The organism is Paenibacillus sp. OAS669, assembly GCF_014873645.1.
In the GTDB taxonomy this organism is placed as follows: domain Bacteria; phylum Bacillota; class Bacilli; order Paenibacillales; family NBRC-103111; genus Paenibacillus_S; species Paenibacillus_S vulneris.
On the sequence record NZ_JADBDR010000007.1, the window covers coordinates 29,060 to 55,635 of the forward strand.

Below are 26,576 nucleotides of genomic sequence, written 5' to 3' on the forward strand. Positions count from 1 at the left end.
ATGCATAGTATTGTCCCTTTATTAAAGGAAGTGCCATTATTTGAAGATTTTTCGGTCAGCGAGCTGATGTCCATATCGCCTCTTTTTACAGAACGTAAAATAAAGAAAAATACGGTGCTGTTTCACGAAGGCGATCTAGGAAACGAATTTTTCATTATCGAGACCGGCGTCGTCAAAATTTATCGGATTGATTATACGAAGGAAGTTATCCTCAGCTTATTGAGCGAGGGGGATTATTTCGGAGAAATGTCGCTGATTCAGCAGGACATGACACGGTCGGCAACGGCGGAAACTTTGGCGAATACGACGATGTATTCCTTGATGAGATCCGATTTTATCGAATTTCTGGAGAAATCGCCCAAGCTATGTCTTAAGCTGCTGGAATCTACCATGGAACGTCTGCGCAACGCCAACGATCAAATCGCCAATCTGACCTTCCTGGATGTGCGTACCCGGACGATCAAGGTGATTGCCCGGTTGGCCGAGGAGCATGGAATCGTTCGTCAAGGCGGAGTGTTAATCAACATGAAGCTGACCCATCAGCAGCTCGCGAATTTGGCCGGGACTGTTCGGGAATCCGTCACGAAGGTGCTTCAGGAGCTTCAGGAAGACCAGATCATTACCATCGACAAGAAGATGATATACATAAGACGAATGGAAGCGTTAAAAGAGCGGATTGTATAAAACCCGCTCTTTTACTATGTTATCCTTCGGTTTGGGCAGCATCAGTTGCTATGCTCGGCAAAATACCGGTTTAATATTTTCAGAAATACATTGGGGAACGCATACTGACCCATCGTATCCCGGTCTACCCATTGATAATGGGAGGGCATCAGCAGACTGCTGCCGGAAGGCAAAAGCGAGGATTCAAGACTACAGGCGATCACCTGCATATCCCAATGGATATGACTGAACGTATGTTCGGCGTGCATATACCATCGTTCCGGATGAATGCCGATGGTTTCCTCGGCCAAATGGTCCGCCAATATAGACACCGAGGAGGGAATCGAGTCTATCGAAGGATGTGCCTCTTCCGATGGGGTATACATAAATGGAACCTCCGTATGCGGCAGCTCCCACATCCGCGCAAGCAGTCCTTCCTGCGGGCGCTGCCGGATCAGCACCTTCCCCTGGTTAGGGCCCGTCCCTTCGATAAGAGCGGCGATCCGGTACTCGGGACGCGGGGGCTTGGCCTTCTTCTTGACGGGCAGCTCCTCCTCCATTCCCGCTTCTCTGGCAGCACAGTGCTCCATCACCGGACAGGTCAGGCAGTGAGGCGAACGCGGGGTACACACCATGGCGCCGAGCTCCATCAAGCCTTGGTTAAAGTCGCCAGCTGCTCCCTCCGGAATCAGCTCCTTCGCGAGCTTCTCCATAATTCCTCTCGTGCTGACCTTCATAATGTCTTCTTCAATAAGAAAATACCGGGATAGGACTCGCATGACATTACCGTCAACAGCCGGCTCCGGCTTATTGTACGCTATGCTTAGTACGGCACCGGCCGTGTAAGGGCCTACTCCCTTTAACGTAGATATTTCCTTCAGCGTATCCGGTACTGTACCGCCATACCGCTCCTGGACCTCTCGTACGGCCCCTTGCAGATTGCGGGCTCTGGAATAATACCCCAGCCCCTCCCACAGCTTCAGCACATCCTCCTCCGGTGCTTCCGCCAGCGCCTCCATCGTTGGATAGCGTTCGATAAAACGGTGAAAATACGGGATGACCGTCTCCACCCGGGTCTGCTGCAGCATCACTTCCGAAATCCATATATGATAAGGGTTCCTGCTGCGGCGCCACGGCAGATCACGGCGATGCTTGCGGTACCAGGACAGCAGCTCTTCGGAAAAATATTGTTTTTTCAAGTTCGTATCCATGAGGTCTCCTTCTCTTGCCGAACGATATGGTATAATGATGGCATTTGAAAATCATCAGAGGAGTGAGGCAAATGTTAACTCCCGGTGAACTGGCGGCACGGCTTAATAGGCTTGTGATTTCCATCCTGTTGGTAGGACATCAAAAATGCAGCCCCCAGTGGCACCAGCTGCCCAGAACGATTCAGCATCATTCGATCTGGCTTATTATTAAAGGAAAAGGCACGTTTACGATCAACGGCACTCATTATCCGGCCGAGCCGGGGAAGTTTTTTTGCTTTAGTCCGGGCATGGTCGTTGAACGCCAAACGGATCCCGAGCAGCCGCTCGAATACTACTTCCTCCGTTTTCATTATACGGAAACTTTCGAGGAGAAGGAACAGTGGATTTACCGAAGCTCAACGGAAGCCTCCTTCCCGCTCGAGGGCATGTACACGGTTAATAATACGCCCCAGCTCATTTATTTGTTCGAGCAGCTCGATATTCTGTGGAAGCGCCGGGGACATATGACCGCCATGCGGAGAAAAATATTGCTTCTTGAGTTTTTCCTGACGCTGATTCAGGATTTCCGCGCACAAAAGATAGCCGGTGATACTACGGCCGCTATCGAGCTCACCCAGGATCACATGGTCGGGCACTACCAGGAGCCGCTTACCCTGGAGGGGCTGGCGCAAATGGCCGGTTTAAGCGTAAGCCACTATTCGCGATTATTCAAAAAATATATCGGCTACAGCCCTATTGATTACTTGACCCATCTAAGGGTCGACCGGGCCAAGGAGCTGCTGGTCTTGTCGGATTACCGGCTTAAGCTGATTGCGAACAGCGTCGGCTACACGGATGAATTTTATTTCAGCCGCATTTTCAAAAAGGTGACCGGCGTCTCGCCGCGGGAATATGCCAAGAAGCACCGGTTTGCCCCCTATATGGACCACTGAATTTGTAAGGCAAACAAGTTCATTCGCTGGTTTGACTTCCCAGGCTGGAAGGTGTACGCTACGCATAAGCTATCCTTTTTTCCATGATTAGAGCCATAAGGACAATCGTCGGACGGTCTGACCATCCGTACTATATCGTTTTTATCTTGTAATAATATTTCATATCAATCGGTAGGGGGATAACCGGATGAGCAAAATCACCAAAGGGCTCAGTTGGGCCGTTTCTTTACTTATCGTTGGAGCGTTAGCCGGCTGCGGCGGCACCGCGAAGCAGGGCGGAGAGCCCTTCGGCGGCGGCAATAAAGCCGCCAGCCTGGGTGACACGCTGACAAGTGCGCCGGAACAGGTACAAGCTCTGTATAAGCAGAGCTGCATTTCCTGCCACGGCAACAACCTCGAGGGGAAGGTCGGTCCCGCGACCAATCTGCAAAAAATCGGCGGCAAGCTGACGAAGGAGCAGATCAGCAAGCAAATTATTAGCGGCGGCAACGGCATGCCCGGCTTCGGCACCAAGCTTAAGCCCGAGGAAACCGAGGCATTGGCCGAATGGCTTGCAAGCAAAAAATAGTCTGCTGTCCACAGCCTTCATAGCTGGGAGCAGCCCATAAACCAAAACATCCGTTATACGATAACTATCGTGCAGCAGATGTTTTTGTTTTGCCCGTGCAGCGGATCGATGGAACAACCGGCATCGCCGTCAGCAAATTTTTTTCTCTCTTTGCATCCGAATTGCAACCTTTTTGCGGACAGCTCCGTTTGAAGAGGTGAAACAACATTTTGGTAATCGGGGGAATAACATGAAATCGACCGTCAAAAACAAGCTCATTATCGGAGTTGCTGCAGTCACTTTATTAACTGGCTTGACGTCTTTCACTTCACTGCATCCGGCAGGCATTGCTACCGCACACGCAGAGCAGGTAAGCACCGCCTACAGTAAAACGATCACCGTCGGAGGCGAAGGTGAGATCAAGGTTAATCCTGACGTGGCCTACATCAATCTTGGCGTCATGACCAAGGCCGACACCGCCAGCGAAGCTCAAAAGCTGAATGCGGAAAGCTTCGCAGGACTGACGACCCTGCTGTATGATACGTATAAGCTCGACAAGAAAGACGTGAAAACCTCCGGATTTTCCGTACAGCCTGTTTACAGCTATACGGACAAGGAGCCCAAAATTATTGGCTACTCCGCAACGCAAATGGTTCAAGTCACTTACCGCGATATCGATAAGGTAGGCGCCTTCCTCGACGCGGCATCCGCTGCCGGGGCGAACCAAATTAACGGCGTTCAATTCGATACTGAAAAACGCCAGGAATACGAAATCCAGGCCATTGACTCTGCCATGAAAAATGCTGAAGCCAAAGCGACTGCCATTGCCAAAACCGTCGGCAAAGAGCTGAAAGGCGTAGTGAACGTAGTTCAAACCGGAACCTCCGCTATTCCGGTTCGCCGTGAGTACAGCCCTATGCTTATGAAGGCTGCAGATACTGCTTCTTCAGCAACCTCCATTGCTCCTGGAGAACTAACCATTACAACGAACCTGAGCGTTCAATATGAGTTTTAATACTGCGGGTTGAAGCAAAAAAAGAATCTTCCACCGTCCTGAGGGACGTTCGTGGGAGATTCTTTGTCTTATTCGCGCGTCTTATTGGACTCCATAACGGTCGCGAAGCACTTGAAGATGGTGCAGCTCATGGCCGATTATGACGCAAGCCAGAGCTCTGGCTGAGATTACACAATCACTCGCGGTCCCTTCTCTTCTCCACGCTTCCTCCGTTAACGATCTTAAGAGTGTCAGTGTGGCTTGACGGACAGCTTTAAAATCCTCGAGCAGGTAAGCTAGCGTACAGTGCTGGAACGGAGATCCCTCCATCATCGTATCCTGATCGTAGCCCGGGAGCGGCGTCGTATCCCCTCTTGCAATCCGCAGAAGCCGGTAGCTCATGATCCGCTCATTATCCGTAATATGACCGATGACTTCTTTAACGCTCCATTTTCCTTCCGCATAGCGGTAGTTCCCTTGCTCTTCCGTTAATCCGCTTAAAAATGCGCTAGTACGTTGGAGTTGGTCCTCCAGGATTTGAATCAAATCACCTTCTGCAGGGACAAGCTGGATATAAGTGCCATAATAGGGAGCATACTCGCTCGAAGCGGGTCTCTGGTTCATGTCGAATAACCGTCCTTCCTCTCGAATGTGATGGTGAAGATTTAATAAGGATTGCTGTGCGTCTATTCCCACGGGAAGCGTGTTATCAAATGATCCGAAAACTCTTTGCTCTGCTCCCGGCGCGTTTTACGCATTTCTGCCCGTCTTGTCCCTGTCGCGTTCAAGCGGCGCTCCTCCTCGGTTTCCGGGATCACTTGAGGAACCTGTACCGGCCGTTTGTTCTCATCCAATGCGACGAAGGTTAAGAATGAAGTTGCCGCGATTGTTCGTTCCCCGGTCTTGAGATCTTCTGTGATAACCTTCACGAAGACCTCCATCGAGCTTTTGCCTGTCCAGGTGACGAACGATTCCAGGCAGACCGAATCGGTCGGCCGGATCGGCGACAAGAAGTCGACGGAGTCCGTAGAAGCCGTTACGACGGACCGGCGGCAGTGCTTGGATGCCGAGATAGAGGCGATATCGTCAATGTAGGCCATTAACTTGCCTCCGAATAGCGTATTGTGGTTGTTGACATCCGTTGGGAATATTCTCGATGTCTTGTACGTTCTGGACTCTTTAACAAATCGCTGCTCCATTTAGCTTTCCTCCCATGTGTGAACCTTTCTTCATGAACCGGCTGCTTCCACAATGGCATAAGCCATTGCCGAAGTTTCCGTATGCGTGATGCTCAAATGAATTCTCGTATCCGGGGGCAGCTGCAGCCTCCGAAACGCCTCCTCCGACACCCTGCATACCGGCTTGCCCAACGGGTCCGGAAGCACCTCAATGTCTTGCAGGGACACTTGCTTGCCGATTCCGCAGCCCAGCGCCTTGCTGACCGCTTCTTTGGCGGCAAAGCGGCCGGATACGAATTCGGCCAATCTCCCCTTGCGCTGAGCCGCCAGCTGCCGCTCCGCTTCGGTAAGCGCCCGCTGCATAAACCGTTCCCCTGCCGTGCTTTCCAGAATCCCTTTCACTCTCGCAATGTCGAGCAGGTCCGTGCCAATTCCAATAATCATGGTCAAACGTTCCTTTTCCAGCCAGACATGGCGTCCTGCCTTGGAGCATTGGTCAGCCGCTGCCTGGGTTTTAATCACATCGTATCGAATCTGCATCCCAAACGCAAGAAAAAGAATGTCCCACCCTATACGGTAATAAAAAAACAAGCCGGGCAGCTGCCCGGCCATATCATCATTAAATTCCCGGAATCGGGGAACGCTTGTGCTCCGTCTTCAAGTATTGCTTCTCCAGCTTCTCTTGGACGGCCGTATCAATCTCCTTGCCTTCCAGGTAGTCGCTGTTGGCTTCGTAGGTAATACCCAGCTCATTCTCGTCGGTTTGGCCTTCCCATAAGCCGGCTGTCGGCGCTTTGTCCAGAACGCTTTTCGGAACCCCGAGCGCTGCGGCCAGCTGACGAACCTGACGCTTATTAAGCGAGCTGAGCGGAGTGATGTCTACGGCTCCGTCGCCGTATTTGGTATAGAAGCCGGTAATCGCCTCGGACGCATGGTCTGTCCCAACGACAAGCAAGTTCAGCTCGAACGCCAGCGCATATTGCATCACCATGCGGGTTCTCGCCTTCACGTTACCTTTGCCGCCGCGGCTTAAATGGCGATGCTCGCCAATGGATTTCAACGCATGCTCCGCTTCGAGGGCAATCTCGTTTACGGCTTCCTCAATATTCGTTTCCACCCGGTATTTCAGCTTGAACGCTTCGGCTACAGCATAGCTGTCCGCAATGTCAGCCTGCTCTCCATAGGGTTGAAATACGCCAAGCGTCTTATATTCCTTGCCCTTTTCCTGGGTTAACTCATCAGTAGCCCGAATGCAGAGACCTGTCGCCACAGCGCTGTCAATCCCGCCGCTAATGGCGATCAAGAGACCGTTAACTCCCGATGAAACTATGTATTCCTTCAAAAAATCGACGCGCTTGCGGATTTCTTCGTCCACGTTAATTTGCGGCTTTACGCCAAGCCTTGCGATAATTTCCTGCTGCATGCTCATCGTGAATCCACCTCTTCCACTCTCTATTTCCTATAAGTATAGTGCACTGTATTCAGATTGCAAGGGCCAAACGTCGCTCTGCTGCCAAAAGGATTTTCAAACATAAAAGAATCGAGTGAATCATAGTGTACATAAACTTTCCCATGTGGTAAAAAAACTCCGCATCGGCTTAGCCGAAGGGAGCTTTTTCATGAAATCTTATTTGCAGTATTGCTCGAATGCGCTGATCAAATCTCCGGCGATCATGTCGGCCGAACGGTCTTCGATTTGATGGCGTTGGATGAAATGCACCAGCTCGCCGTCTTTCAAAAGAGCGATGGACGGTGAAGAAGGAGGATACGGCGCCAAATATTCACGTGCCTTGGCCGTAGCTTCTTTATCCTGACCGGCAAATACGGTGAACAAATGATCGGGCTTCACATCATTTTGCAGCGCTTTGGCTACGCCAGGACGGCATTGACCGGCAGCACAGCCGCAAACGGAGTTAATAACCAGAAGAGCCGTTCCCTTGGCATTCTCCAGCTTCTCCACAACCTCTTCCGGTGTGCGCAGCTCGGTAATTCCGATACGAGTCAGCTCATCTCTCATCGGCTGCACCATATCTTTCATGTATGATTCAAATGACATGGACATTGACTTCCACTCCTTTACCTACATAAGAATTTACAAACTATCATATGTCTCATTATACATCGACAAGGGGTGAAAGCAAAGTACCTGATGAAAGTTTGGCGCAGCCTATGAAGGTTATTCGGTTTTATCTGAAGCGGATTGAGGTCCATTCTCTTGCTCGTGGTCCAAAGTATCGCTGTAGACGGGGTAAGCGACATTTTTGTCAGGATGTGAGAATCTTCCGGTCTCCGGAATGATCCCTTTTTCAAAGTAATCCCTATTTTCCGCGGATTGAAACCCGATATCCTTGAACGGATGCACCCACTCATCACCGGACATCACCGAAGGATCCGTCTCTTTAGACCAGTTCTCTAGAGGAGACTCGTCCGATTCATAGTCATGGTCTCCAATGACAACGCCATGCGAGTTGACAAACGGATCTCTCGGTCCCCTGCCTTCACGAAACTGCGGCAAAAAGTTAATTTCAAAAGGGTCCAGCTCGCTTTGATCCTTGGTCGCGGCTTTGGGGAACTCTTGTTTTTCCTTGTCATCTGAACTCACGCAATATCCCTCCTTATCCATCCTGGATCGTAATGCCCCTCTATACCGAAGGACGGTTCGGTCCATCCAGCTTTTTATCCCTTATTTCTTCATTAACTACTTCCGGAGTATGATTTTGCTTCGATTGCTTTAGCTGTTCTTTGGAATTTATTGTGCGATTGTTCGCCATAATGGCCAGCTCCTTTCCATGTTATTATGTTTCTCCGCATGAAATTAACTCAAAGCTTCAAAAATTGGAATGTAAATGAATGCTTGCTGAGCACATCGAATTGGTACCCCTGCTGCTTCAAATAGAGGATGATCTCGGGAAGAGCTTCAACCGTTGTCGTTTTCACATCCATGTCATGCATCAGGACAATGATCCGATCCTTGCCCGCACTATTGCCTTTAACGGCATTAATAATCTCCTCTTTGGGTTGAACGACGGCAGCCGCATCCGTGGAGCTCACGTTCCAATCGAAATATTGATATCCATTTTTCGACATTTCCCGGGTAATAGCATTCATCACCTTTCGACCTCCGAACCGCCAGCTAAGCCGATTATTCGACCCGCCAGGAAAACGGAGCAAATCGGTTTCAACCCCTACCCGATCTTTTAAAAAGCGATTCAATCGATCTGCATCGGCTTTGAAGGCCTCTACAGAGGTATAAATGCGCTGGTAGTCGTGAGAAAACGTATGGTTCCCTAATGTATGTCCCATTTGGACGGTGTGTTTCAGGGTAGAAAGGTAATTCTCGGCTGCGCGGCCGGTAATAAAAAAAGTCGCTTTGACATCGTGTTCGCTTAATATTTGTAAAATCCGCTCCGTATTGCGGGACGGGCCATCATCGAACGTCAAATAGGCCACCTTCCCGGGCTTTCCTTGGGCATCCTTCGCTTGGGACGAGGGGACAGCAGCTTCAGTATGCGCCCTTGTCTCGTTTCCTTGGAGGCTCAGCTGTGTCGTCACGCGTTCCTCTTCTCTATCGTAGTCCGGGATAGGTGCCATAGCCGATTCTGGGCTGACAGGCCCGGCAGCCAGCTCATTGGAATGAGCCGGATGCTCTTCCTTTGCCGCGTTGTTCGAGCCAAGCTTTCCCTGATGAGAGAGGTTAGGCAGCCACAAGGTCCAAATTAACGAAATGGCGATGCACCCGGCTAAAATCGACCATAGGATTCCGTTCCGCTGCTTCATGGCAGGTCCTCCAATTCCCTACATGGTAAGGTTATTATGGCTTTTCTCTTGCCGGCAAAGACCGTGGAATTGTTGGGTGGATTGGGATAATAATGCAATCAGGGCCGTCCTTTGCATTGGGCTGGAAAAAGCGTACAATGGGAATGACGTTGATTGGAGGCATTCCAGGAGATGCTGAACGTTTAGGCGTTAAGCAAGTAGTTTGTTGGAAGCAAAGCTATCCTTTTGGCCACACGCTCAAGTGACATGCACCCCACCCCGTAGGGTCAAGGGTCGAAATATATTCTAAATGCAAGGAGCTTCAAATCATTATGTCCTATGATGTTATCGTAATCGGAGGCGGTCCTTCCGGCCTCATGTCCTGTATTGCCGCCGCTTCCCATGGAGCCAAGGTGCTGCTCATCGATAAAGGAGATAAGCTCGGGCGCAAGCTCGGCATTTCCGGAGGCGGACGGTGCAATGTAACGAATGCCAAGGAGCTAGACGAGCTGATTCGACATATTCCCGGCAACGGGCGCTTCCTGTACAGCGCATTCGCTCAGTTCAGCAACAAGGATATCATCGCCTTTTTCGAAGGGCTCGGGATTCGGCTTAAGGAGGAGGATCGCGGCCGTATGTTCCCGGTGTCCGACAAGGCCAAGACGGTTGTCGATGCATTGGTGGGCAAGGTGCGCAGCCTGGGCGTGGATATTCGCGTTCATAGTCCGGTTCGACAAGTGCTGTACAGAGGGGATCGGGTCGCCGGCGTAGAATTGCAGGACGGACGATGTGTCGAATCCAGTGCGGTCATTATTGCTACTGGTGGCAAATCGGTACCTCACACAGGCTCCACCGGTGACGGTTATGCTTGGGCTGAGGCGGGCGGTCATACGATCACCGAGCTGTATCCTACCGAGGTGCCGGTGACGTCCAAAGAGCCCTTCATTCGCAGCAAGGAGCTGCAAGGGCTGTCCCTGCGCAATATCACGCTGTCGGTATGGAACCCGAAGGGGAAGAAGCTGATCGAGCACGAAGGCGATATGATCTTTACCCATTTCGGCCTCTCCGGCCCTGCTGTCCTGCGCTGCAGCCAGTTTGTCGTCAAAGCGCTGAAGCAGTTCAATGTCCCGACGGTGAAGATGACATTGGACTTATTTCCCGAGCTGAGCGCTGATGAAGTGTACAGTTTTACTCTGTCTCTGGCTAAAGCAGACCCCAAGAAGCAGATCAAGAATGTGCTGAAAAACGCAATCTCCGAGCGGCTTCTCCCTATCGTACTGAATAAAGCGGGCATTGCCGAGGACGTCACCTTCGACAACATTGCGAAGCAGCCCTGGATGGAGCTGGCCAAGCTGTTAAAGGCATTCCCTATCGAGGTGAATGGGACCCTTTCTATAGAAGAAGCTTTCGTTACCGGCGGGGGAGTGAGTTTGAAGGAAGTCGACCCGAAGACGATGCAGTCCAAGCTGGTCACGGGCTTGTTCTTTTGCGGGGAAATACTCGACATTCACGGCTACACGGGCGGCTATAACATTACTGCGGCGTTTACGACGGGGTATACGGCGGGGAAGAGCGCGGCGGAATCGCTGAATGAAGCCAGATAAAATGGAAAAGCACACTCTTATTTGGTGTGCTGAGTCTGTTGAAAAACCTATAGAGCCTGAACTATTGCCAACATACTCCGGTAGGGTATACCCCTCCAGCCGCTATTGAAACCCGTGAATTGGATTAGATTTAAAGGTATTTTCACGGGTTTCAAAGGCGGACGTAAACTCCTCCGAGGCATACCCCACCTCCAGATGCAACATAGTTTATAAAAACAGTTTTTTCAACAACTTAAGCACACCTTTATATGAGGTGTGCTCAAGTTGTTTCATTCTATTTCGGCATCCGGTTCGCCGCTGAGAAATACTCAGGGCTTGTCCCGTCCGCGAAGCGAACCGCTTCCCTCGCTTTCGAGAAGTCGTTGCCGACGACGAACAGCTCGTCCGCGTTTACCCGCTCCAAGGTTAAGAAAGCAGCTGTACCGCTCTCAGCCTTGCAGCCTTCGACAGACAGCTCTTGAACATCCTTCAGTTCAATGGCGCTGACATCCTCCTTAGCCGCCTTGCCGCGGAAGCCCTTGAGAGCCAATTGCTCGATATGCTCACCATACATCGCATTGGACCAGTGCTCGTTCGGCTCGCCATTCCATGTGACCTCCACATCGTCGAGCGATACATTCTTCGCGTAACGGCAGAACACGGCCGGAATATGATGCGGAAATACTCCTCGTGCCGAAGGCTGCGTGTCGAATAGGCCGCCGGGATAGCCGCTTTTCACTCTCATCGTATGTTTGAGTCCGCGAATCGAGATGTTCTCGATGACGCTTTCCTCCGAGCCTTCCAGATAGACGCCGCCTTCGGATTCCACCGTGATGTGATCAAAGCGGATATTGCGGATTTTACCCGGTGCATGCTGTGCACCATTACGGCGTTCTGCCGTAATAAAAATCGGCTCGCCCTTGCCCCACCAGCGAAGCTCTCTCTGGGTCTCCTCCGCATCACTGAACAATCTCGTCTCGATGACGATGTTCGAGAACAAAATATTTTCGACAGTAGCGCCATCGCGAACCCATAAACCGAGTCCACGGTTGGAATTGCGGATGACACAGTTTTGAACGACGATATTGCGGATATCGGCGTGGGTTTCCGTGCCGATTTTCACAGCGGAATCGTGTGTGACCAGCGTACAGTTGGTAACGGTAATATTCTCGCAAGCGCCGTAGCGCTCCGCACCGTTTTTCGTCGTTTTCACCACGATGCAATCATCGCCCGTCTCAATGTGGCAGTCTGAAATATGCACGTCCTTACAGCAATCCGGATCGATCCCGTCGTTGTTCGGCCCGCGCTGCTGTCCCAGAATCTTAATCCCGTTAATATTGACGCGGTTGCAGCCGGTCATATGCAGTCCCCAAGAAGATGCGCGATACAGCGTTACATCCCGGAACAGCACGTCGGTGCAGCCCTCAAAGTCGATCAGCTTGGGGCGGAACCCTCCCAATGGAAGCAGCACATAGTCGCTCACCCCATCCTCAGGCTCCAGAAAATGCTCCCCGCGCCCATCAATGGTTCCAAGACCGGTAATCGATACCTTCTCGGCGTGCCGTGCGCAGATCAGCGCATTTTTCCCTTGGCCTTCGCTGTAAAAAAGCTCCTCCGACCCTGCCGTCATCGGAGCAACGAAATCCTGCTCCTCCATGCTGCTTACAATTCGCGCGGCCGGCTCCAAATGCAGATTGACATACGATTTGATCATCAGCGTGCCCGACAAATAGTCTCCCTTGGGCACGATTACCGTGCCTCCGCCCTGTTCAAAGCAATGATCAATCGCCGCTTGTATGCTGGCCGTATCTTTAGTAACTCCGTCGCCAACGGCGCCAAAATCTTTAATATTCACTATCACGCTGCTTCATCCTCTCTATATGCGTTCATTATGCTCATCGCCACAGTAATAGGCAAAGATCGGCTCGATATGCTTGAAGTACAGATGACCATCCTCCCAGGCCTGAAAATGAAGGTCCATTCGCGAATCGTTCCAGTTCTCGGGAGTGCCCTTCGTGTTCAATTTCTTAGGAGCCAACGGCTCTTCCACGACCTTTGGAAACTCCTGATAGCCGAAGAGCAGGTTTTCGTGCATGGCGATAATTTCGTACTTTTCACCCAGGAAAGCCCGCTCCTCCTGCAGCTGGTAATGATAATAAATGTAGCTGGCCATCATCTCCGGCTTCAGATGTGCGACTCGGCCCGCCCTTCGCTCTACCGGGGCTTTGCGAATCCAGTGCTCGTAGCTTACCGGCTCGTTAAAATGAAACACGTCGACCATCGGAATCCATTGTCTCTTGCTCTCTTGTCCCGGCCAATCCTCCAAAAAGGGAGCCGCACCTTGGAACAGGGTGTCGGGGTGAATTTCTTCCCGAATGCATTCATAATACAAAAACACGTTCCTCATCCAGCGGAATGCGGCAATGGTCATCAAAGCGCCTTCATCCACGAGCCTTCTCGCGGCTTGGGACTCCAGCAGCTGCTTAAGCCCCGCCTCTTCCTGACCCTCTCTGAGCTGTGCACGAAATATCATTCTTTTCACATTCATCTGCTCCAATCGTTTCCTGTCTTGCAGAGAATTGTTCCTGCATCGATCAAGCTTATTCTTCTTCATTCATACTACGTTTTTCATTTTCCATCAACAGGACATTTATGCAGCGGGGCCGATTGCGTTTGACTTTTATTGCTCGATTGCTCTTATTTTGCAAAATAAAGAGCCGCCGGCCGCCTGTAACACAGGCTCCAGCGACTCTTGACGTCGTGAATGAATTATTTCCTTGCAGATGCGACGACATCCTTAGGAATAGGACATTGATAAGTGCTTCCTTGCAGTCGATCCTTCAGCTCCTGCTTCGCCTGCTCGATGAGCTCCGGATTTTGAATCATCTTCATGGCTGTAGCCGCCATGACCTTGCCGGCATGCAGCATGCCTTTATGAGCGATGGAGGTAGCCCCCAGCGTTACCCACTGCCATGTGTGAGGCGGCGAGCCGACAACGAAGCATGCGGTCGTGCATTGAGCCGTCGGCGTAATCCAGCTCACATCCCCTACGTCCGTTGAGCCGTAAAGCGGCAGCGTTCCCGTATAAGGATTCAAGCGGTCCGCCATCGCGCGCTCTCTCATTCCCGCCGGAATGTTCGGCGCGCTGTTGATCTCCGCCTCCGATAAGGTCGCCTTCACCTGCAGCGCCAGCTCCAGCTCCGCCTCGTCATGCGCTGGTACTCCGAGCTCCGAGAACTGCTCGTACATGACCTGCTCCATGACCGTATTCGGCACGAGGTTCGAGCAGGCTTTGTCGAATACAATGCTCACTTCCGTGCCGGTCATCAGGGCCGCGCCGCGGGCTATATCGCTGACCCGGTCGAAAATCTCTTTGGCCTGCCCAATTTGCGGCGCGCGGATCAAATACAGCACTTCCGCATTCGGCTGCACCACATTCGGGGAATGACCTCCGCTGTTGGTAATAGCGTAGTGCACTCTAGCCTCTTGGATGATATGCTCGCGCAAATAGTTCACGCCGATATTCATCAGCTCGACCGCGTCGAGAGCGCTTCGTCCCAGATGGGGACTCGCTGCCGCGTGGGCGCTTCTGCCTTTAAACTTATAATAGACCTGATAGTTCGCCAAGGAGCTGACCGACATGATGCTGTTATAGTCCATAGGATGCCAGCTGATGGCAAAGTCGACGTCGTCAAACAGCCCTTCTCTAGCCATGAAGGCTTTGCCGGAGCCGCCCTCTTCACCCGGACAGCCATAATAGCGAACGGTGCCCGGAATGCCGTTCTCCTCCATATACTGCTTCAGAGCAACGGCCGCAGCCAGAGAGCCGGTACCAAGCAGGTTATGCCCGCATCCGTGCCCGTTGCCTCCCGGTACGACCGGCTCCGCTTCAGGCGTCGCTTTCTTCTGGCTTAAGCCGGACAGTGCATCGAATTCGCCCAGCAGTCCAACAACAGGATAACCGCTTCCATAACTTCCGACAAAAGCGGTAGGAATGCCTCCTGCCCCTCTCTCCACGGTGAAGCCTTCTTGCTCCAATGCTTGACAGAGCAGCTCCGCGGAGCGGAATTCCTCGAAGCGGGTTTCCGCGTAATCCCAAATACAGTCACTGAGATGAATGAAGGTCTCTCTCTTCTGCTCGATAATGGCTGAAAGCCGTTCTGTTGGCTTCATCTTCATCAGTCCCTCACATTTAATAAACGAATAATTAACGAAAGTTACGCTTATTAATATTATAGGACTTCTCACCGTTTATTTCAATCCGGAGGTTAGGCGGTATATTTTGCTTGGTCTCCCGCGTACCGAATGAAGCTCCTCGCCGCCGACCTCGGCAAGCCCGTATTCGACCAGGCTTCCCATAATCCGCTGCGCGTTGCGTATCGTCATGGATAAATGAGAGGCCAGACTTGCGGTCGTGAACCCGTCCCAGCCCATACGCTGCACAAGTGCTTCGATCTTGTTGTATGTCTTGGCGCTGATGTTCGCTTGCGCCAGCTTTTCCAGCAGCTCCTTGTTATTGGTGCGATAAGCGTATGTGAGCTCCTCCTCTTCTCCTGCGGCTTCGACTATAACCCCGTTCTCCTGCACGATGACAATGCCTCTGTCTTCCTTCTCCTTGGCATGCTGCACCGCCCTCCGCGCATGGTTCTCGGCCGAAAAGGCCGTAGTGCCGAAGCCGATGCCTACGGCTACCGGAACGTTAGCCTCCAGAGACAGATGCTTCACCGTCTCCCTCAGCATCTCCAGTTCCCGCTCGATAGCCCCGCGGGAGCTGAATATTTGATATCTCCCGTTGCCGTTCTCAAGCAGGGAGCCGTCGATTCTCTCGCAGAGCAGCAGCAGCGCATGCTTGATCTTCAGCTCCAGGTGCTGCAGATGATAACGAGTGCCGGATTTCTCGGAGATCTGGTCGAACTGATCGATTTCAATGATTTCTACACCGATCTGGGTATCTTTAAAAAAGGAGCTTTTAGCCTGCTCATGGATCATTTTGACAGCCAGGCGAATGTCCTGCTGCGTCATCCCGATACGGTATACCGGGAAGTCTTGTCCCTGCAATGCCTGATACACATAGGTCATGCATGTTAGGGCACCGTCGATTTTCCCTTCTCTCCACAGCTTGAGATGGTACTCAACCAGCTCATCCGGATCCGTATGCTGATCGAACATTTTAATATAGGTCTGCTCCATCGGAAAGCCCGCTTCCAATAACGATTCCTGTAAATCGAGATCCTCCGTATAGATCATATCAATAGAGATCCGTGTGGATACCTCACGGCGATAGAGGGACAGCTCCAGCAAGCTCTTGAACAGACTCGCCCCGGTAGGCTTGCAATAAACGACGTTCGCATCGGTATGGAGCAATTCCTTGGACCGGAGATACGGTATGGGACCGGAGAAGAACCAGCCGTGCACCTCGTGCCGATGCTGCTCTATGATAGCCTTCACTTCCTGCGGGTTAACGTAAGGAAGCGGAATAAATTCAATTTCGTATGGACTTTCCTTGGAAACGTCCAATATTTTCTCAACGGATGGAACGGGTCCTACAACGCCGAATTTATACATCACTGCTCTTGCTCCTTCTTTAGTTCAGCTAGAAGATGATTCTATTATAGCAAGTTCCCCCGTATTCGGGAAAAGGAGAAGCTAGGGGTGGCGACTGGAGTTGCTGGCTTTACAGAGTCACTTTCATTACAGGATGGGGCTGAAGAAAAAAGAGGCTCCTCCTTATCCGAGGAGAGCCCCTTTCTGCGAAGTTGATTGAATCCTTTACAACATGAATTATTTCAACACTCTTCTGGCGATCCGGTTCAGCAGCTCAATGCCCCAGGGAAGCACTTCCTCCTCGATATCGAACTTCGGATGATGATGCGGAGCCGGCAAATTCGAACCGATGATCATGTACGTTCCCTTGCCGCCCAGCTCCTGCACCCTGCGGATCATGAAGCTGGCATCCTCGCTTCCGGCCGAGCTTGGCTCCCCTGCTTTAATGGAAGTAAAGCCCTCCACTTGCCGCGCTTCCTCCATCGCCAGTGTAACGAGCTCTTCATCGCAGACGATCGGAATCGCCGCGCCGATGACCTCTATCTTATAGGTCAGCTCATGCATGGCCGCACTGCTCGCGATAATATTGCGAACCCGGCGCTCCAGCTCACTGTTCGTTTCCTCGGAGATGGAACGGGTTTCGATGATCATTTTGGCATAATCGGGAACGATATTAGCGGCCGTTCCGCTCTGCAGCACCCCGACGTTGATGCGTGTCGAGCCCGTGCTGAACCGAGGCAGCGCATGGATGTTCAGGGTTGCTGTTGCTGCGCCAAGCAGCGCGTTGCGGCCCTGCTCCGGAGTAGCTCCCGCATGGGAAGCTGTGCCATAGAAATGTGCGGCCAGCTTGGTGCTTGCCAGGAAGCCGTAGGAGCCGCCGTGCATCTCCCCTGTAGGCACATCCGTGCCCAGATGGTGACAAAATAAATAATTGACGTCATCCAGATGCCCTTTTTGCACGATGGAATAAGCACCTCGAACCCCTTCTTCAGCCGGTTGGAATATGAGCTTCACCGTACCGGAGAAATCGCCGTCGGCCAGCTTCTCTGCCAGTCCCAGACCGATGGTCGTATGGCCGTCGTGGGCACAGGCATGCATATTGCCTTCATACTTGGAGCGGAAGCCGTTCGCTTGAGGAAAGTGGCTTTCCTCATCGCTTTCCCGAATCGGCAAAGCGTCCATATCAAACCGGAAGGCTACCGTCGGTCCCGGCGCACGCCCCTTCTTAATCCCGATGACAGCCGTATAGCCGCCTCTCATTCGCGCTGCGATATCCGGATTTGCTCCGTCACGCAGCGCTCTCTCATAAGCTTCTTCCAGCACGCTGTCTGACGGAAGTCCCCGGCGGGACGGACCATCCAGCGCATCTTGTCCATAGATCACTTCATACCCCCATGCGGTCAGCATCTCCACAACCTTGGAAGCGGTGCGGAATTCGGTAAATCCGACCTCGGGATGTTCATGCAAATCACGTCGTACGGCAATAATGTCCAACGTCTCCAGCTCCTTTTAAATCTTTTTCTATATTTTCCATTGTTGTTACATCTTCGGATATACACCCGGCCCGATCGGCAGTCCAAGGAAAAACCAGATAACGAGCAGCAGCGTCCAAATGATAAAAAATGCGATAGGATAAGGCAAAATTAATGAGAAATACGTACCGAGCTTCGCATCCTTCTTATATTCCTGCAAAAAGCCGAGGAACAGCGCAAGGAACGGCGACATCGGAGCAAACGGAATGACCGAGGAATCCGCAACCCTGAACACGATTTGAGCAAACGCAGGGTGATAGCCGAGCGCCATAAACAAAGGAATGAAGACCGGCGCCAGAATCGACCAGATCGCCGAGCCGCTGGCAATAAACATCGTAAGCAATGCGGACAAAAACATCAAGCCGATAACGACCGGAATGCCGGTCATGTTCATATTTTCAAGGAAGTCTGTAATCCCCAGAGCCATGAATTTCCCCATGTTACTCCAGTTAAAGAAGGCGACGAATTGCGATAGAGGGAACACCATCACGATAAAACCGGCCATCCCCTTCATCGGGCTGACAAGCAGCTTCGGAATGTCGTTCTGGCTTTGGATCAGCTTCATCTTGATCCCGTAGGTAACCGCTATCGTAAGGAAAAACAAAATAATGATGGGCACAATGCCTGACATGAACGGCGAAGGTATGACCGTACCCAATTTCGGATCACGCAGCAGGGCTCCTTGAGGAACAACGAGAATCGCCATGATGGCAATGAAAATCAGGGCCACGATACCGGTCGTGCGAAGCGCCCGGTTCTGCTCGTCAGTCAGCTTCTCCAGTTGCTTGTCCTTGCTTCCTTCGTACTTGCCGAGTCGCGGTTCAATGAACTTATCCGTAATGAGCGCTGCAACAATCGTCAGTACAATAACCGAGGTCATCATGAAGAACCAGTTGTCCGTGACGTTAACCGTCATTGCGGGATTGACCGATTTGGCGATATCCGAGCTGATGCCGGACAGCAGCACATCCGTCGTCACGATAAGAATATTGGCCGTAAACCCGGAGCCTACACCGGCAATGGCCGCAAGAAGTCCTGCAACCGGGTGGCGTCCCACAGCCAGGAAGATGAGGGCTCCCAAAGGGGGCATAATCACCAGCGCCGCATCCGAGGACACGTGACTGAAGAAGGCAATGAATACGACAAGGTAGCTCGCATACTTGGCGCTGACCCGGGTCGTCATTTTACGCATAACCGCTTCGAGCAAGCCGACCTTTTCCGCCAGCCCGACGCCAATCACCAACGATAGGATTGAGGCAAGCGGTGTGAAGGCCGCAAAATTTTTGGTCACGTTCATGACGATCCATTGAATGCCTTCCTTGCTCAGAAGATTTTTCACATAGACAGGTTCCTTCTTGATCGGATCGAACGCAGCGACGTGAAAATACGATAATAATGCAGTAGCCGCCATCAAGATGAGGATCAAATAGATAAACAAGATGAATGGGCTCGGGAGCTTGTTGCCTACACGTTCCACCCATTTAAACAAGCCTGATTCGTTTGCGCCAACCACTGGATTTGCAGCCTTTTCCATATTTAGTTCCCCCTGATCAATAGTGTGTAGGTCGTATGATGCGGTTGCAGGGTGACCGAATCAAACTATCCCCGGTTGTCCTCTCAGCTATCTAGTAACGGCTCAAAAGCTTGCTTGCCCCATGTCACGGTCATCTCGCAGGGATTCCATCCATTTCAATATGCCCTTCTTCGCTTGCTTGGCCTAATAGGAAGAAGCTGGTTAAGCATTTGAAATCGCTTTCTTATTTACCTGAGATAACCGTTCCTTTGACCGTTTTCATTGAAAATGAAAGCGTCAGGAACGAGCGTAAACCATTAATAGATAATATAGCGAAATTTTCGTTAAATTTATTATATATTCGTTTTATTCAGATTTCAATACCCATGTCACGTTTATTGTCATATCCAATATTTTACTGGTACTGCCGGTTAACGGGTGTTTCCTTTACAGAATAGCAAAAAACCGCAGGAAACCATGCTGCGGCTTAAACAAACTCATAAGGACAAATTAACAGCTGCCTGAATACGGCTCAATATGAACGTGTACGTTCTCGATTTGATGCTTCTTGTTCATGCGTCTTTCGATTTCATCGCTAATATCGTGGCTTTGCTCCACACTCAGCTCCGCTGCGACCTCTACGACAACATCCAGAAGCACGCTGCTGCCGTGTACACGAGCTTTAATGTCCTTGATTCCTTTGACCCCGGGGGTATCGCCGACCGTCTCGCGGAACATGGTCAGCTTCTCTTCATCGAAGCCGTCTGTCAGGGCATGAGTGGCTTCGTAGAAAATATCCCAGGCCGTTTTGCAAATAACGATCCCTACCGCAAATGCGGCAATGGCATCAAGAATAGGCATTCCGAGGCGCGCTCCGAATATGCCGACGGCGGCCCCAATACTGACGAGCGCATCCGACCGGTTATCGTAAGCGGCGGCCATCAGCGACTGATTGTTGATTTTGCGGGCCAGACGGCTGTTGTATAAGTAAACGAACCACATGCACGCAGCACATATCAGGGCGATCCATGCGGCTATCATGTCCGGAGCCTGTCCCTTGTCTTCGAAGAAGCTCTGGCCGGACTGAATCAGCACCTGGATACCGGCAGCGAACATAATGAAGGACGCCACCATAGAGGCGATCGTTTCCGCACGCATGTGACCGTACGGATGGTCGTGGTCGGGCGGCTTGCGCGAGATCCGCAGGCCGATAAGTACGGCAAGAGATACGATAATGTCGGTTGTATTGTTAATCCCATCCGCTGATAACGCTTCTGAGCCTGTCAGGTATCCCATAGTGATTTTGAATGCGGATAAAATAATGTAGGCAATGATACTGACCCATGCGCCTCTCTCGCCCTGCTTCAGATTATCGTATGTGTCCACGTTGATTCTCCCCCAAGCTTCCTTTATCGAAAAATACGCTGCTTTTTGACCGAACCCCATCATAACAAACGAAACTTGTGTGGGTTTAGAGAAACAGTGTTTTCCTAGCAACGAAAAATAGGGACAGCGCAACTTTGTTTTCTAAGGCAAATCTTTTTCACCCAAGCTAATTTCTAGTCTATATCTATAGAAGATACGGGATAGCGCTCCAATAGAAATCCTGACAAAAGAAAGAGCAGCCTCCGCATTGTGGGCGTGAGGCCGCTGCCTGGCTTTATTGCTGATCCCTTGTTCAACCAGCTGCCCTTATAATCGGACTCCGGCATCAAAATAGTTGTAATCGTCAGTGGAAGGATCAAATACCGGATGGCCATTGCCCGAATCCGACTCTCCTGCAGCAACGCCCGGGAATGTATCCGCTGTCGTGCTGTCGTTCTCCATTAGATCTTCATTGATCAAATGGGCCGGGATGGAGATATAATCGGCTTCATTATAAGCCATCGCGTAGGTATCGCTTTCCGTTGCGGCACCTTCCATTTCCTTCAGCCTGCCCCCGTGCGCCTGGGCAATCTCCAATGCCGAGGTCAGATCGTTGTTCTCGACATCGATATGCAGCGCAGGCAGCTTCCATTCCCGGTGCAGTCCCGTATGGTACCCGAGCTCCTCCAGCGTTTCTTTGGCCAGCAAAGCCGACTTTTCATTTTCAAACTCAAAAAAGATAGGCACACCCGTCATTCGGTTCGTTCCTTTCATGAAAAAGATGGTTTGGCTTAGATTCCCCGCGGACGCGCCAAACTATTCCTTTTTCCGCAAACAGACATACGCTTGAAATCCCTTGCATAAATTGGTTACAAAACGATTCAGGCATGACCATTCTTCTTATTAGAAAGAGGTGTGTGCATTGAGCCCATTGAACGACGATGAAAGAGGCTACCCTGCGGCAGACGCTCCGTCCGGGGTCGATCCCGCTGATGTCCATCAGAACAAATGGCTTGCTGTGGCCGCTTATATTATATTTTTCATTCCGCTGCTTGCCGCGAGACAATCCCGATTCGCCATGTACCATGCCAATCAGGGACTTGTTCTGCTGTTGTTCAGCATCGCCTGCAATATTGTGCTCGGCTTTATTCCGTTTATCGGCTGGATCCTGCTTCCGATTGCCAATTTGGCCACATTGGTTCTTGTCATTATAGGGATTCTGCAATCGGCCAACGGGCAGCTGAAGCCTCTGCCTGTGATAGGAAGCATTTCCCTTCTGAAAGTTCCGTAGGTCGAATAAGAACACGCCAAAAAGCCGACCCCGTTGTTCAACGATGTCGGCTTCCTTTTTTATGCGAAGATGATTATGCGCCTATGGCGTAAGCTGCCTCCAGAGGAAGAGGAAAGCATTCGACCAGCTGCCCTTGGCGGAAGATACACCGGTATTCCCGAGGCTCCTCCAGATTCAGCATGGGCTGCAGGAAATGCCGGAGATGATTGGCGACTCCCTGGTTATCCGGATGAATGACCCATTCGATAGGCTTGAATGCCAATATCCCCTCGGCCATCCCGACCGGATGGTCAAAGTCCTTCCCTCTCCCGGGAGGCATATCGGCCAGGTACACATACATTCCGCCGCTGGGCTTGCCGTCGACTTCCCAAGTAACAATCCCGCCAAAATGCGCCTCAGCCAATATGATCCCGGTCTCCTCACGCACCTCCCGAAGGACGCTCTCACAGGGGGATTCCTCCGGCTCCAGCTTACCGCCTACACCGTTCCAGAGCCCAAGCAAGGGAGACTTATGCCGGTTCAGCATCAGCAGCCGGTCACCTTCACGGATAAAGCACAGATTATACTTAAGCCTCATGAGGTACCTTCCTTTCGACCATTAAATATGTATGTGTTTAATAAATCCTAATCCTCAGGCTCCGTTAATCTCGGCCGCCGTAGGCGAGCTTCTCCGCCAATGTCACGGCTAATGTCCCGGCCAGGACCCTCTTCCGCTCCCACTCATGGAGAGGCATGGAGATGCTGACTGCTCCGCAAACCTCTCCCCCAGGCTGCTTAATAGGGGCGGCAACGCAGCAGAAGCCCATAACAGCCTCCTGTTCATCGCAAGCCACCCCCTCCAGTCTCGCCTGCTGTACCTGCTTCTTCAATGCCTCAATCGAAACGATAGTGTAAGGGGTCAGCTGAGCTAACGGAGTCTCGGACGGATACAGGCGTCCCCACATCTCCTCATCCACTCCGGCCAGCATGACTTTGCCGAGACCCGTGGCATGAGCGGGGAACCTTGAGCCCGGTCCGGAATTGACCTGCACCGGCGTCGGGGCCGCTTCCTTCGCCAAATAGACGACCTCCGTGCCCTCCAGCCTCGCAAGCTGAACGGATTCTCCGATCTCCCTCATGATCGCGGGCGCTTCCCGCTTGAATAGGTCAATCAAATTAAATTGCTGGAAATACGCGCTGCCAAGCCAGCCGAAATAACCGCCGAGTCCATAGGAATCCGCTGCATCCTTCTCAATCCAGCCTAATTCCTCCATTGTCTGAAGCAGAGAAAACATTGTGCTCTTGCTGACATGGGTCCGCTGGCACAAATCAGTGAGCTTGAGCCTTCCCCTCTCTTCAGCGATTTCGCGAAGTACACGGTGAGCCCGGTCCAGAGCGGGCACCCAATATTTTTTATCCATGGCTTACATAGCCCCCATTATTATTATTCATGGCATAAATATGCTTCACTGCGATTGTGCTTTGCCGCGGTTGAGCCTTACTATACAAAAAATAAGTTCACAATAATGAACCTTGTTTCAAAATTCTATTCCCCACATTTTATCACCTGTCCCGGCCAAGGGTCAATGAGCGTCTCTCCCCGAAAGGAATGCGGAGTTCCCCCGTCTTTTCCTTAAAAACGGGCTGCCTTGAAGTCCCCAAATTTACATATAATGTTTGTCAATTGACCATTGTTTTGTTATCATTGACAAGTAGTTAATGATGTGTAATGATAGGGTTAGAAAATACCACTTTATCGCTTGAAAGCCAAAAAGCTTCGAAGTAGCGAAGTATTATAAGGTGGCCAGCATCGCCCGCCATACGGTTTCTTTGCCGGGCTGACTCCGCCACAACGAGAAAAGGAGCACATATTATGACAAGAGGTATGAATCACAAAATTTTGGACTGCACGATTCGTGACGGAGGTCTCGTCAACAATTGGGATTTTAGCGTAAAAATGGTACAAGATATGTATGCGGGCTTGAGCGAAGCCGGCGTCGAATATATGGAAATCGGCTATAAAAACTCCGCCAAGCTGCTTAAAGGTGCCGATGCTGGCCCGTGGCGCTTCCTGAACGAAGATTTCTTGAAGGAAGTTATCCCTAACAAAACCGATACCAAGCTGTCCGCTTTGGTCGATATCGGCCGTGTAGACGAGAACGACATCCTCCCTCGCGAGCAAAGTCAGCTTGATTTGATCCGCGTAGCTACTTACATCAAGGATGTAGATAAAGCGCTCGAGCTGGTACGCAAATTCAACAGCTACGGCTATGAGACCAGCATTAACATTATGGCGCTGTCCCACGTGATGGAGAATGAGCTGACCGAAGCTTTCGAAGAAATCAACAAAAGCCCGGTTGACGTCGTCTACATTGTAGACTCTTACGGCAGCATGGATTACAGCGATATTGATTACCTCGTTGCCAAATTCCAACGTTTGCTTCCTGAGAAGCAGCTCGGCCTTCATATGCACAATAACATGCAGCTTGCCTTCTCGAACACGATTATGGGCGCAAGCAAGGGTGTGCAATTCCTCGATGCTTCCGTATTCGGCATGGGCCGTGCGGCAGGTAACTGCCCTACCGAGCTGCTGGTAAGCTACCTGAAAAATCCGAAATACGAAGTACGTCCGGTTCTGGATCTGATTGAGAGACATTTGGTGCCTATGCGCGAGAAAGTCGAGTGGGGCTACATCGTTCCTTACATGATTGCCGGCGTATTGAACGAGCATCCTCGTGCCGCCATGGCTCTTCGCGCAAGCGATGATAAAGATAAATACGTAGACTTCTACGATAAACTGACATCTCCGGAAGCGATGCCTACCAATCATCATTCCGACTAATTCGTTCCCATAAGCAATTCATGAGAGACGGCTGCCCTGTGCGGCCGTCTTTTTCTGACATTTTCATGGAGGCATCCTAGTTTGCTTCCGTGCTTGCCGTCCCTTTTCTGGCCTTCTTTTGCATATTATTACCATCCCCTACAGCGTCATTTGAAGCGATAGCTCCCATTTTTTGTGGATATGATATAGCTAGTACCACTATTGATCATCTTTTCAAGGAGGCAGTCAGATGAACAACAAAGTATGGGGATGGGCCGCTGTCACGGCTCTTATTATCGGTGCAGGCATGATCTTGTCTCATCCGGCTTCTGCGGATCCTGCTTCGGTCCCGGCTCCAGCAGAGTCTGAACAAATGATGAATTATGATGAACAAGTCGCGGCAGAACAGGCGGAGCTTCAGAAGCAGGCCAAAATTACAAAAGACCAAAGCGTCACCATCGCCAAGAAAAAGGTAGACGGCAAAGTACAGGAAGTTATGCTCGGGATCGAAGATGGCACTGTCGTCTACAACGTCTTCATTGAAGATAAGCATTCGCAGGTGATGGAGGTTAAGGTCGACGCCAACACCGGAAAAGTCATTGCCGTGGAACAAACCGATAACGACATGGAAACCGTTGAAGATATGGAATAGTCGATGTTTAAGCCTTCTGCCCGCCGGGTGCCGAGGGCTTTCTTTTTTGCTGCGGCCAATCCGGGTGTCCGGGAACAATCCCTCTGCGAGTGCTTTTTTTGCTATAATGTAAGGTACGGCTGGCAGCCGAAACTTACACTCGCCTTTCGCAGCAGCGCGCTTCCTCATCTATCAACCCTGGAGGTGATCATTGATGCAGCCGACCCTTACACATAAAGCTCCCAAGACGCTACTTAATCCAGCCGGCGGTTACTTGACCGGATACAGCCATACACTGAATCCCTATACAGGCTGCGCATTCTCCTGCTCCTACTGCTATGTGCGGGAAATGCCGGTAGCCAAGTTCCGTTCAGAGCCCTGGGGAACCTGGGTCGATATTAAGGAAGGGGCTGCCGCAATCCTGTCAAAGGAGCTTACCAAGGCGCGGCGCAAAGGTCCCGTAACGATCTTCATGTCGTCCAGTACGGACCCTTATCAGCCTGTAGAGTACCGCGAGCGGCTCACCCGCTCCCTGCTGGAAGCGATGGTGCAGACACCGCCCGATTTTCTTCTCCTGCAGACACGCAGCCCTCTCGTCACGCGAGATATCGATCTGCTGCTTCAGATGAAGGAGCACGTCCGGGTCAGCGTCACGGTGGAGACCGATCTGGAGCCGATGAGACGTGCGTTCACCCCGTCAGCGCCGCCTTTGGCGGCAAGAATGAAAGCGTTGAAGCAGCTTACAGCGGAGGGTCTGGATGTACAGGCTGCTATCTCTCCGGTACTGCCTTCCTCGGATCGGTTCGCCGAACGGCTTGCCGAGGTCGTCGATCGGGTGTGCATCGATGACTTCTTCATGGGTGACGGAAGTCTCGGCAAACGGACCGAGCGGCTTGGCATTCGCCGTATCTACGAGGAGCTCGGCATGACCGAATGGTATGACCGAAGCGCTTATGAGCGCGTATGGAATAGGCTGAAGGCTCATTTCCCCGAAAACCAGATCCTGGTCAGCCAAGCAGGCTTTTTGCCTTGAAGC

28 protein-coding genes are annotated in these 26,576 nt (G+C 51.5%); 9 read left to right on the plus strand and 19 right to left on the minus strand.

Going from position 1 to position 26,576, the window contains the following annotated elements; genetic code table 11:
• A complete protein-coding gene (locus GGC63_RS16585) occupies window positions 1-684 on the plus strand; it encodes a Crp/Fnr family transcriptional regulator (protein WP_079913608.1) in 684 nt (227 codons plus the stop codon).
• Window positions 685-725: 41 nt separating this feature from the next.
• Here GGC63_RS16585 and mutY read toward each other — a convergent pair whose 3' ends face one another.
• The gene (gene mutY, locus GGC63_RS16590; RefSeq protein ID WP_192703246.1) at window positions 726-1,874 is read right to left on the minus strand and encodes an A/G-specific adenine glycosylase; all 1,149 of its coding nucleotides are present in this window, start codon (window positions 1,872-1,874) and stop codon (window positions 726-728) included.
• A gap of 71 nt (window positions 1,875-1,945) precedes the next feature.
• On the opposite strand from mutY, the gene GGC63_RS16595 reads away from it, so the two are divergent.
• The 3 genes from GGC63_RS16595 to GGC63_RS16605 all read left to right on the plus strand — a co-directional run bounded on the left by GGC63_RS16595 (window position 1,946) and on the right by GGC63_RS16605 (window position 4,368).
• Window positions 1,946-2,806 (plus strand): helix-turn-helix domain-containing protein, encoded by an 861-nt coding sequence (locus GGC63_RS16595; RefSeq protein ID WP_079913610.1) that lies wholly within the window; start codon window positions 1,946-1,948, stop codon window positions 2,804-2,806.
• A gap of 187 nt (window positions 2,807-2,993) precedes the next feature.
• Complete coding sequence (locus tag GGC63_RS35135) at window positions 2,994-3,374, plus strand: c-type cytochrome (protein WP_192703247.1); 381 nt, start codon at window positions 2,994-2,996, stop codon at window positions 3,372-3,374.
• A 229-nt stretch (window positions 3,375-3,603) separates the two neighbouring features.
• Window positions 3,604-4,368, plus strand: a complete 765-nt coding sequence (locus tag GGC63_RS16605; RefSeq protein WP_192703248.1) for an SIMPL domain-containing protein — start codon at window positions 3,604-3,606, stop codon at window positions 4,366-4,368.
• Between the two features lie 81 nt (window positions 4,369-4,449).
• On the opposite strand, the gene GGC63_RS16610 is transcribed toward GGC63_RS16605, so the two are convergent.
• The 8 genes from GGC63_RS16610 to GGC63_RS16640 all read right to left on the minus strand — a co-directional run bounded on the left by GGC63_RS16610 (window position 4,450) and on the right by GGC63_RS16640 (window position 9,302).
• Window positions 4,450-4,971 carry a DinB family protein gene (locus GGC63_RS16610; RefSeq protein WP_192703249.1) on the minus strand — a complete coding sequence of 174 codons (522 nt, stop codon included), beginning with the start codon at window positions 4,969-4,971 and terminating at the stop codon, window positions 4,450-4,452.
• Window positions 4,972-5,033: 62 nt separating this feature from the next.
• Window positions 5,034-5,546 (minus strand): acyl-CoA thioesterase, encoded by a 513-nt coding sequence (locus GGC63_RS16615; RefSeq protein ID WP_192703250.1) that lies wholly within the window; start codon window positions 5,544-5,546, stop codon window positions 5,034-5,036.
• Between the two features lie 30 nt (window positions 5,547-5,576).
• Window positions 5,577-6,137 carry a holo-ACP synthase gene (acpS, locus tag GGC63_RS16620; RefSeq protein WP_318781065.1) on the minus strand — a complete coding sequence of 187 codons (561 nt, stop codon included), beginning with the start codon at window positions 6,135-6,137 and terminating at the stop codon, window positions 5,577-5,579.
• A 7-nt stretch (window positions 6,138-6,144) separates the two neighbouring features.
• Window positions 6,145-6,954: an ammonia-dependent NAD(+) synthetase gene (gene nadE, locus GGC63_RS16625; protein ID WP_192703251.1), complete on the minus strand. Its 810-nt coding sequence runs from the start codon at window positions 6,952-6,954 to the stop codon at window positions 6,145-6,147.
• Between the two features lie 198 nt (window positions 6,955-7,152).
• Window positions 7,153-7,587, minus strand: coding sequence for a BrxA/BrxB family bacilliredoxin (locus tag GGC63_RS16630; RefSeq protein ID WP_079913616.1), 435 nt, complete (start codon window positions 7,585-7,587; stop codon window positions 7,153-7,155).
• A 114-nt stretch (window positions 7,588-7,701) separates the two neighbouring features.
• Entirely contained in the window at window positions 7,702-8,127 is a 426-nt protein-coding gene (locus GGC63_RS16635) for a DUF3905 domain-containing protein (RefSeq protein ID WP_412973873.1), read from the minus strand.
• 40 nt (window positions 8,128-8,167) lie between these two features.
• On the minus strand, window positions 8,168-8,296 hold the full coding sequence (locus GGC63_RS34900; protein ID WP_264082051.1) for a hypothetical protein: 129 nt from the start codon (window positions 8,294-8,296) through the stop codon (window positions 8,168-8,170).
• 49 nt (window positions 8,297-8,345) lie between these two features.
• Window positions 8,346-9,302 carry a polysaccharide deacetylase family protein gene (locus GGC63_RS16640; RefSeq protein ID WP_192703253.1) on the minus strand — a complete coding sequence of 319 codons (957 nt, stop codon included), beginning with the start codon at window positions 9,300-9,302 and terminating at the stop codon, window positions 8,346-8,348.
• Between the two features lie 311 nt (window positions 9,303-9,613).
• Between GGC63_RS16640 and GGC63_RS16645 the strand changes: the two genes are divergently transcribed.
• The gene (locus tag GGC63_RS16645) at window positions 9,614-10,885 is read left to right on the plus strand and encodes an NAD(P)/FAD-dependent oxidoreductase (RefSeq protein WP_192703254.1); all 1,272 of its coding nucleotides are present in this window, start codon (window positions 9,614-9,616) and stop codon (window positions 10,883-10,885) included.
• Window positions 10,886-11,159: 274 nt separating this feature from the next.
• Here the strand turns inward: GGC63_RS16645 and GGC63_RS16650 are convergent, their stop codons facing one another.
• The 8 genes from GGC63_RS16650 to GGC63_RS16685 all read right to left on the minus strand — a co-directional run bounded on the left by GGC63_RS16650 (window position 11,160) and on the right by GGC63_RS16685 (window position 21,574).
• Complete coding sequence (locus GGC63_RS16650) at window positions 11,160-12,725, minus strand: glycoside hydrolase family 28 protein (protein WP_192703255.1); 1,566 nt, start codon at window positions 12,723-12,725, stop codon at window positions 11,160-11,162.
• 15 nt (window positions 12,726-12,740) lie between these two features.
• Window positions 12,741-13,412, minus strand: coding sequence for a hypothetical protein (locus tag GGC63_RS16655; RefSeq protein WP_079913621.1), 672 nt, complete (start codon window positions 13,410-13,412; stop codon window positions 12,741-12,743).
• Window positions 13,413-13,633: 221 nt separating this feature from the next.
• Window positions 13,634-15,037, minus strand: coding sequence for a M20 family metallopeptidase (locus GGC63_RS16660; RefSeq protein WP_225948274.1), 1,404 nt, complete (start codon window positions 15,035-15,037; stop codon window positions 13,634-13,636).
• 78 nt (window positions 15,038-15,115) lie between these two features.
• Window positions 15,116-16,429: a hypothetical protein gene (locus GGC63_RS16665; protein WP_079913623.1), complete on the minus strand. Its 1,314-nt coding sequence runs from the start codon at window positions 16,427-16,429 to the stop codon at window positions 15,116-15,118.
• 216 nt (window positions 16,430-16,645) lie between these two features.
• Complete coding sequence (locus GGC63_RS16670) at window positions 16,646-17,902, minus strand: amidohydrolase (protein WP_192703257.1); 1,257 nt, start codon at window positions 17,900-17,902, stop codon at window positions 16,646-16,648.
• Between the two features lie 45 nt (window positions 17,903-17,947).
• Window positions 17,948-19,474: an AbgT family transporter gene (locus GGC63_RS16675; protein ID WP_079913625.1), complete on the minus strand. Its 1,527-nt coding sequence runs from the start codon at window positions 19,472-19,474 to the stop codon at window positions 17,948-17,950.
• Window positions 19,475-19,963: 489 nt separating this feature from the next.
• Entirely contained in the window at window positions 19,964-20,839 is an 876-nt protein-coding gene (locus tag GGC63_RS16680; protein WP_079913626.1) for a cation diffusion facilitator family transporter, read from the minus strand.
• Between the two features lie 306 nt (window positions 20,840-21,145).
• Window positions 21,146-21,574 carry a hypothetical protein gene (locus GGC63_RS16685; protein ID WP_079913627.1) on the minus strand — a complete coding sequence of 143 codons (429 nt, stop codon included), beginning with the start codon at window positions 21,572-21,574 and terminating at the stop codon, window positions 21,146-21,148.
• Window positions 21,575-21,749: 175 nt separating this feature from the next.
• On the opposite strand from GGC63_RS16685, the gene GGC63_RS16690 reads away from it, so the two are divergent.
• Window positions 21,750-22,109 (plus strand): DUF4870 domain-containing protein, encoded by a 360-nt coding sequence (locus GGC63_RS16690; RefSeq protein ID WP_192703477.1) that lies wholly within the window; start codon window positions 21,750-21,752, stop codon window positions 22,107-22,109.
• 73 nt (window positions 22,110-22,182) lie between these two features.
• Here the strand turns inward: GGC63_RS16690 and GGC63_RS16695 are convergent, their stop codons facing one another.
• Window positions 22,183-22,686 (minus strand): NUDIX hydrolase, encoded by a 504-nt coding sequence (locus tag GGC63_RS16695; RefSeq protein WP_192703258.1) that lies wholly within the window; start codon window positions 22,684-22,686, stop codon window positions 22,183-22,185.
• Between the two features lie 64 nt (window positions 22,687-22,750).
• Complete coding sequence (locus GGC63_RS16700; protein ID WP_192703259.1) at window positions 22,751-23,509, minus strand: IclR family transcriptional regulator; 759 nt, start codon at window positions 23,507-23,509, stop codon at window positions 22,751-22,753.
• A 452-nt stretch (window positions 23,510-23,961) separates the two neighbouring features.
• On the opposite strand from GGC63_RS16700, the gene GGC63_RS16705 reads away from it, so the two are divergent.
• The 3 genes from GGC63_RS16705 (at window position 23,962) to GGC63_RS16715 (ending at window position 26,573) form a co-directional block, all read left to right on the plus strand.
• Entirely contained in the window at window positions 23,962-24,930 is a 969-nt protein-coding gene (locus GGC63_RS16705; protein ID WP_079913630.1) for an aldolase catalytic domain-containing protein, read from the plus strand.
• 229 nt (window positions 24,931-25,159) lie between these two features.
• Window positions 25,160-25,561 (plus strand): PepSY domain-containing protein, encoded by a 402-nt coding sequence (locus GGC63_RS16710; protein ID WP_079913631.1) that lies wholly within the window; start codon window positions 25,160-25,162, stop codon window positions 25,559-25,561.
• A gap of 193 nt (window positions 25,562-25,754) precedes the next feature.
• Window positions 25,755-26,573 carry an SPL family radical SAM protein gene (locus GGC63_RS16715; RefSeq protein WP_192703260.1) on the plus strand — a complete coding sequence of 273 codons (819 nt, stop codon included), beginning with the start codon at window positions 25,755-25,757 and terminating at the stop codon, window positions 26,571-26,573.
• The last annotated feature ends 3 nt before the right edge of the window (window positions 26,574-26,576 follow it).

What these genes read in the sequence shown, in the direction of transcription:
- GGC63_RS16710 (WP_079913631.1), top strand. Translation starts at nt 25,160, where the DNA reads ATGAACAACAAAGTATGGGGATGGGCCGCTGTCACGGCTCTTATTATC.
- GGC63_RS16630 (WP_079913616.1), bottom strand. Translation starts at nt 7,587, where the DNA reads ATGTCCATGTCATTTGAATCATACATGAAAGATATGGTGCAGCCGATG.
- GGC63_RS16640 (WP_192703253.1), bottom strand. Translation starts at nt 9,302, where the DNA reads ATGAAGCAGCGGAACGGAATCCTATGGTCGATTTTAGCCGGGTGCATC.
- GGC63_RS16610 (WP_192703249.1), bottom strand. Translation starts at nt 4,971, where the DNA reads ATGAACCAGAGACCCGCTTCGAGCGAGTATGCTCCCTATTATGGCACT.
- GGC63_RS16605 (WP_192703248.1), top strand. Translation starts at nt 3,604, where the DNA reads ATGAAATCGACCGTCAAAAACAAGCTCATTATCGGAGTTGCTGCAGTC.
- GGC63_RS16665 (WP_079913623.1), bottom strand. Translation starts at nt 16,429, where the DNA reads ATGTATAAATTCGGCGTTGTAGGACCCGTTCCATCCGTTGAGAAAATA.
- GGC63_RS16585 (WP_079913608.1), top strand. Translation starts at nt 1, where the DNA reads ATGCATAGTATTGTCCCTTTATTAAAGGAAGTGCCATTATTTGAAGAT.
- GGC63_RS16655 (WP_079913621.1), bottom strand. Translation starts at nt 13,412, where the DNA reads ATGAATGTGAAAAGAATGATATTTCGTGCACAGCTCAGAGAGGGTCAG.
- GGC63_RS35135 (WP_192703247.1), top strand. Translation starts at nt 2,994, where the DNA reads ATGAGCAAAATCACCAAAGGGCTCAGTTGGGCCGTTTCTTTACTTATC.
- GGC63_RS16695 (WP_192703258.1), bottom strand. Translation starts at nt 22,686, where the DNA reads ATGAGGCTTAAGTATAATCTGTGCTTTATCCGTGAAGGTGACCGGCTG.
- GGC63_RS16660 (WP_225948274.1), bottom strand. Translation starts at nt 15,037, where the DNA reads ATGAAGCCAACAGAACGGCTTTCAGCCATTATCGAGCAGAAGAGAGAG.
- GGC63_RS34900 (WP_264082051.1), bottom strand. Translation starts at nt 8,296, where the DNA reads ATGGCGAACAATCGCACAATAAATTCCAAAGAACAGCTAAAGCAATCG.
- GGC63_RS16615 (WP_192703250.1), bottom strand. Translation starts at nt 5,546, where the DNA reads ATGGAGCAGCGATTTGTTAAAGAGTCCAGAACGTACAAGACATCGAGA.
- mutY (WP_192703246.1), bottom strand. Translation starts at nt 1,874, where the DNA reads ATGGATACGAACTTGAAAAAACAATATTTTTCCGAAGAGCTGCTGTCC.
- GGC63_RS16685 (WP_079913627.1), bottom strand. Translation starts at nt 21,574, where the DNA reads ATGACGGGTGTGCCTATCTTTTTTGAGTTTGAAAATGAAAAGTCGGCT.
- GGC63_RS16675 (WP_079913625.1), bottom strand. Translation starts at nt 19,474, where the DNA reads ATGGAAAAGGCTGCAAATCCAGTGGTTGGCGCAAACGAATCAGGCTTG.
- GGC63_RS16645 (WP_192703254.1), top strand. Translation starts at nt 9,614, where the DNA reads ATGTCCTATGATGTTATCGTAATCGGAGGCGGTCCTTCCGGCCTCATG.
- nadE (WP_192703251.1), bottom strand. Translation starts at nt 6,954, where the DNA reads ATGAGCATGCAGCAGGAAATTATCGCAAGGCTTGGCGTAAAGCCGCAA.
- GGC63_RS16700 (WP_192703259.1), bottom strand. Translation starts at nt 23,509, where the DNA reads ATGGATAAAAAATATTGGGTGCCCGCTCTGGACCGGGCTCACCGTGTA.
- acpS (WP_318781065.1), bottom strand. Translation starts at nt 6,137, where the DNA reads ATGGCCGGGCAGCTGCCCGGCTTGTTTTTTTATTACCGTATAGGGTGG.
- GGC63_RS16595 (WP_079913610.1), top strand. Translation starts at nt 1,946, where the DNA reads ATGTTAACTCCCGGTGAACTGGCGGCACGGCTTAATAGGCTTGTGATT.
- GGC63_RS16715 (WP_192703260.1), top strand. Translation starts at nt 25,755, where the DNA reads ATGCAGCCGACCCTTACACATAAAGCTCCCAAGACGCTACTTAATCCA.
- GGC63_RS16705 (WP_079913630.1), top strand. Translation starts at nt 23,962, where the DNA reads ATGACAAGAGGTATGAATCACAAAATTTTGGACTGCACGATTCGTGAC.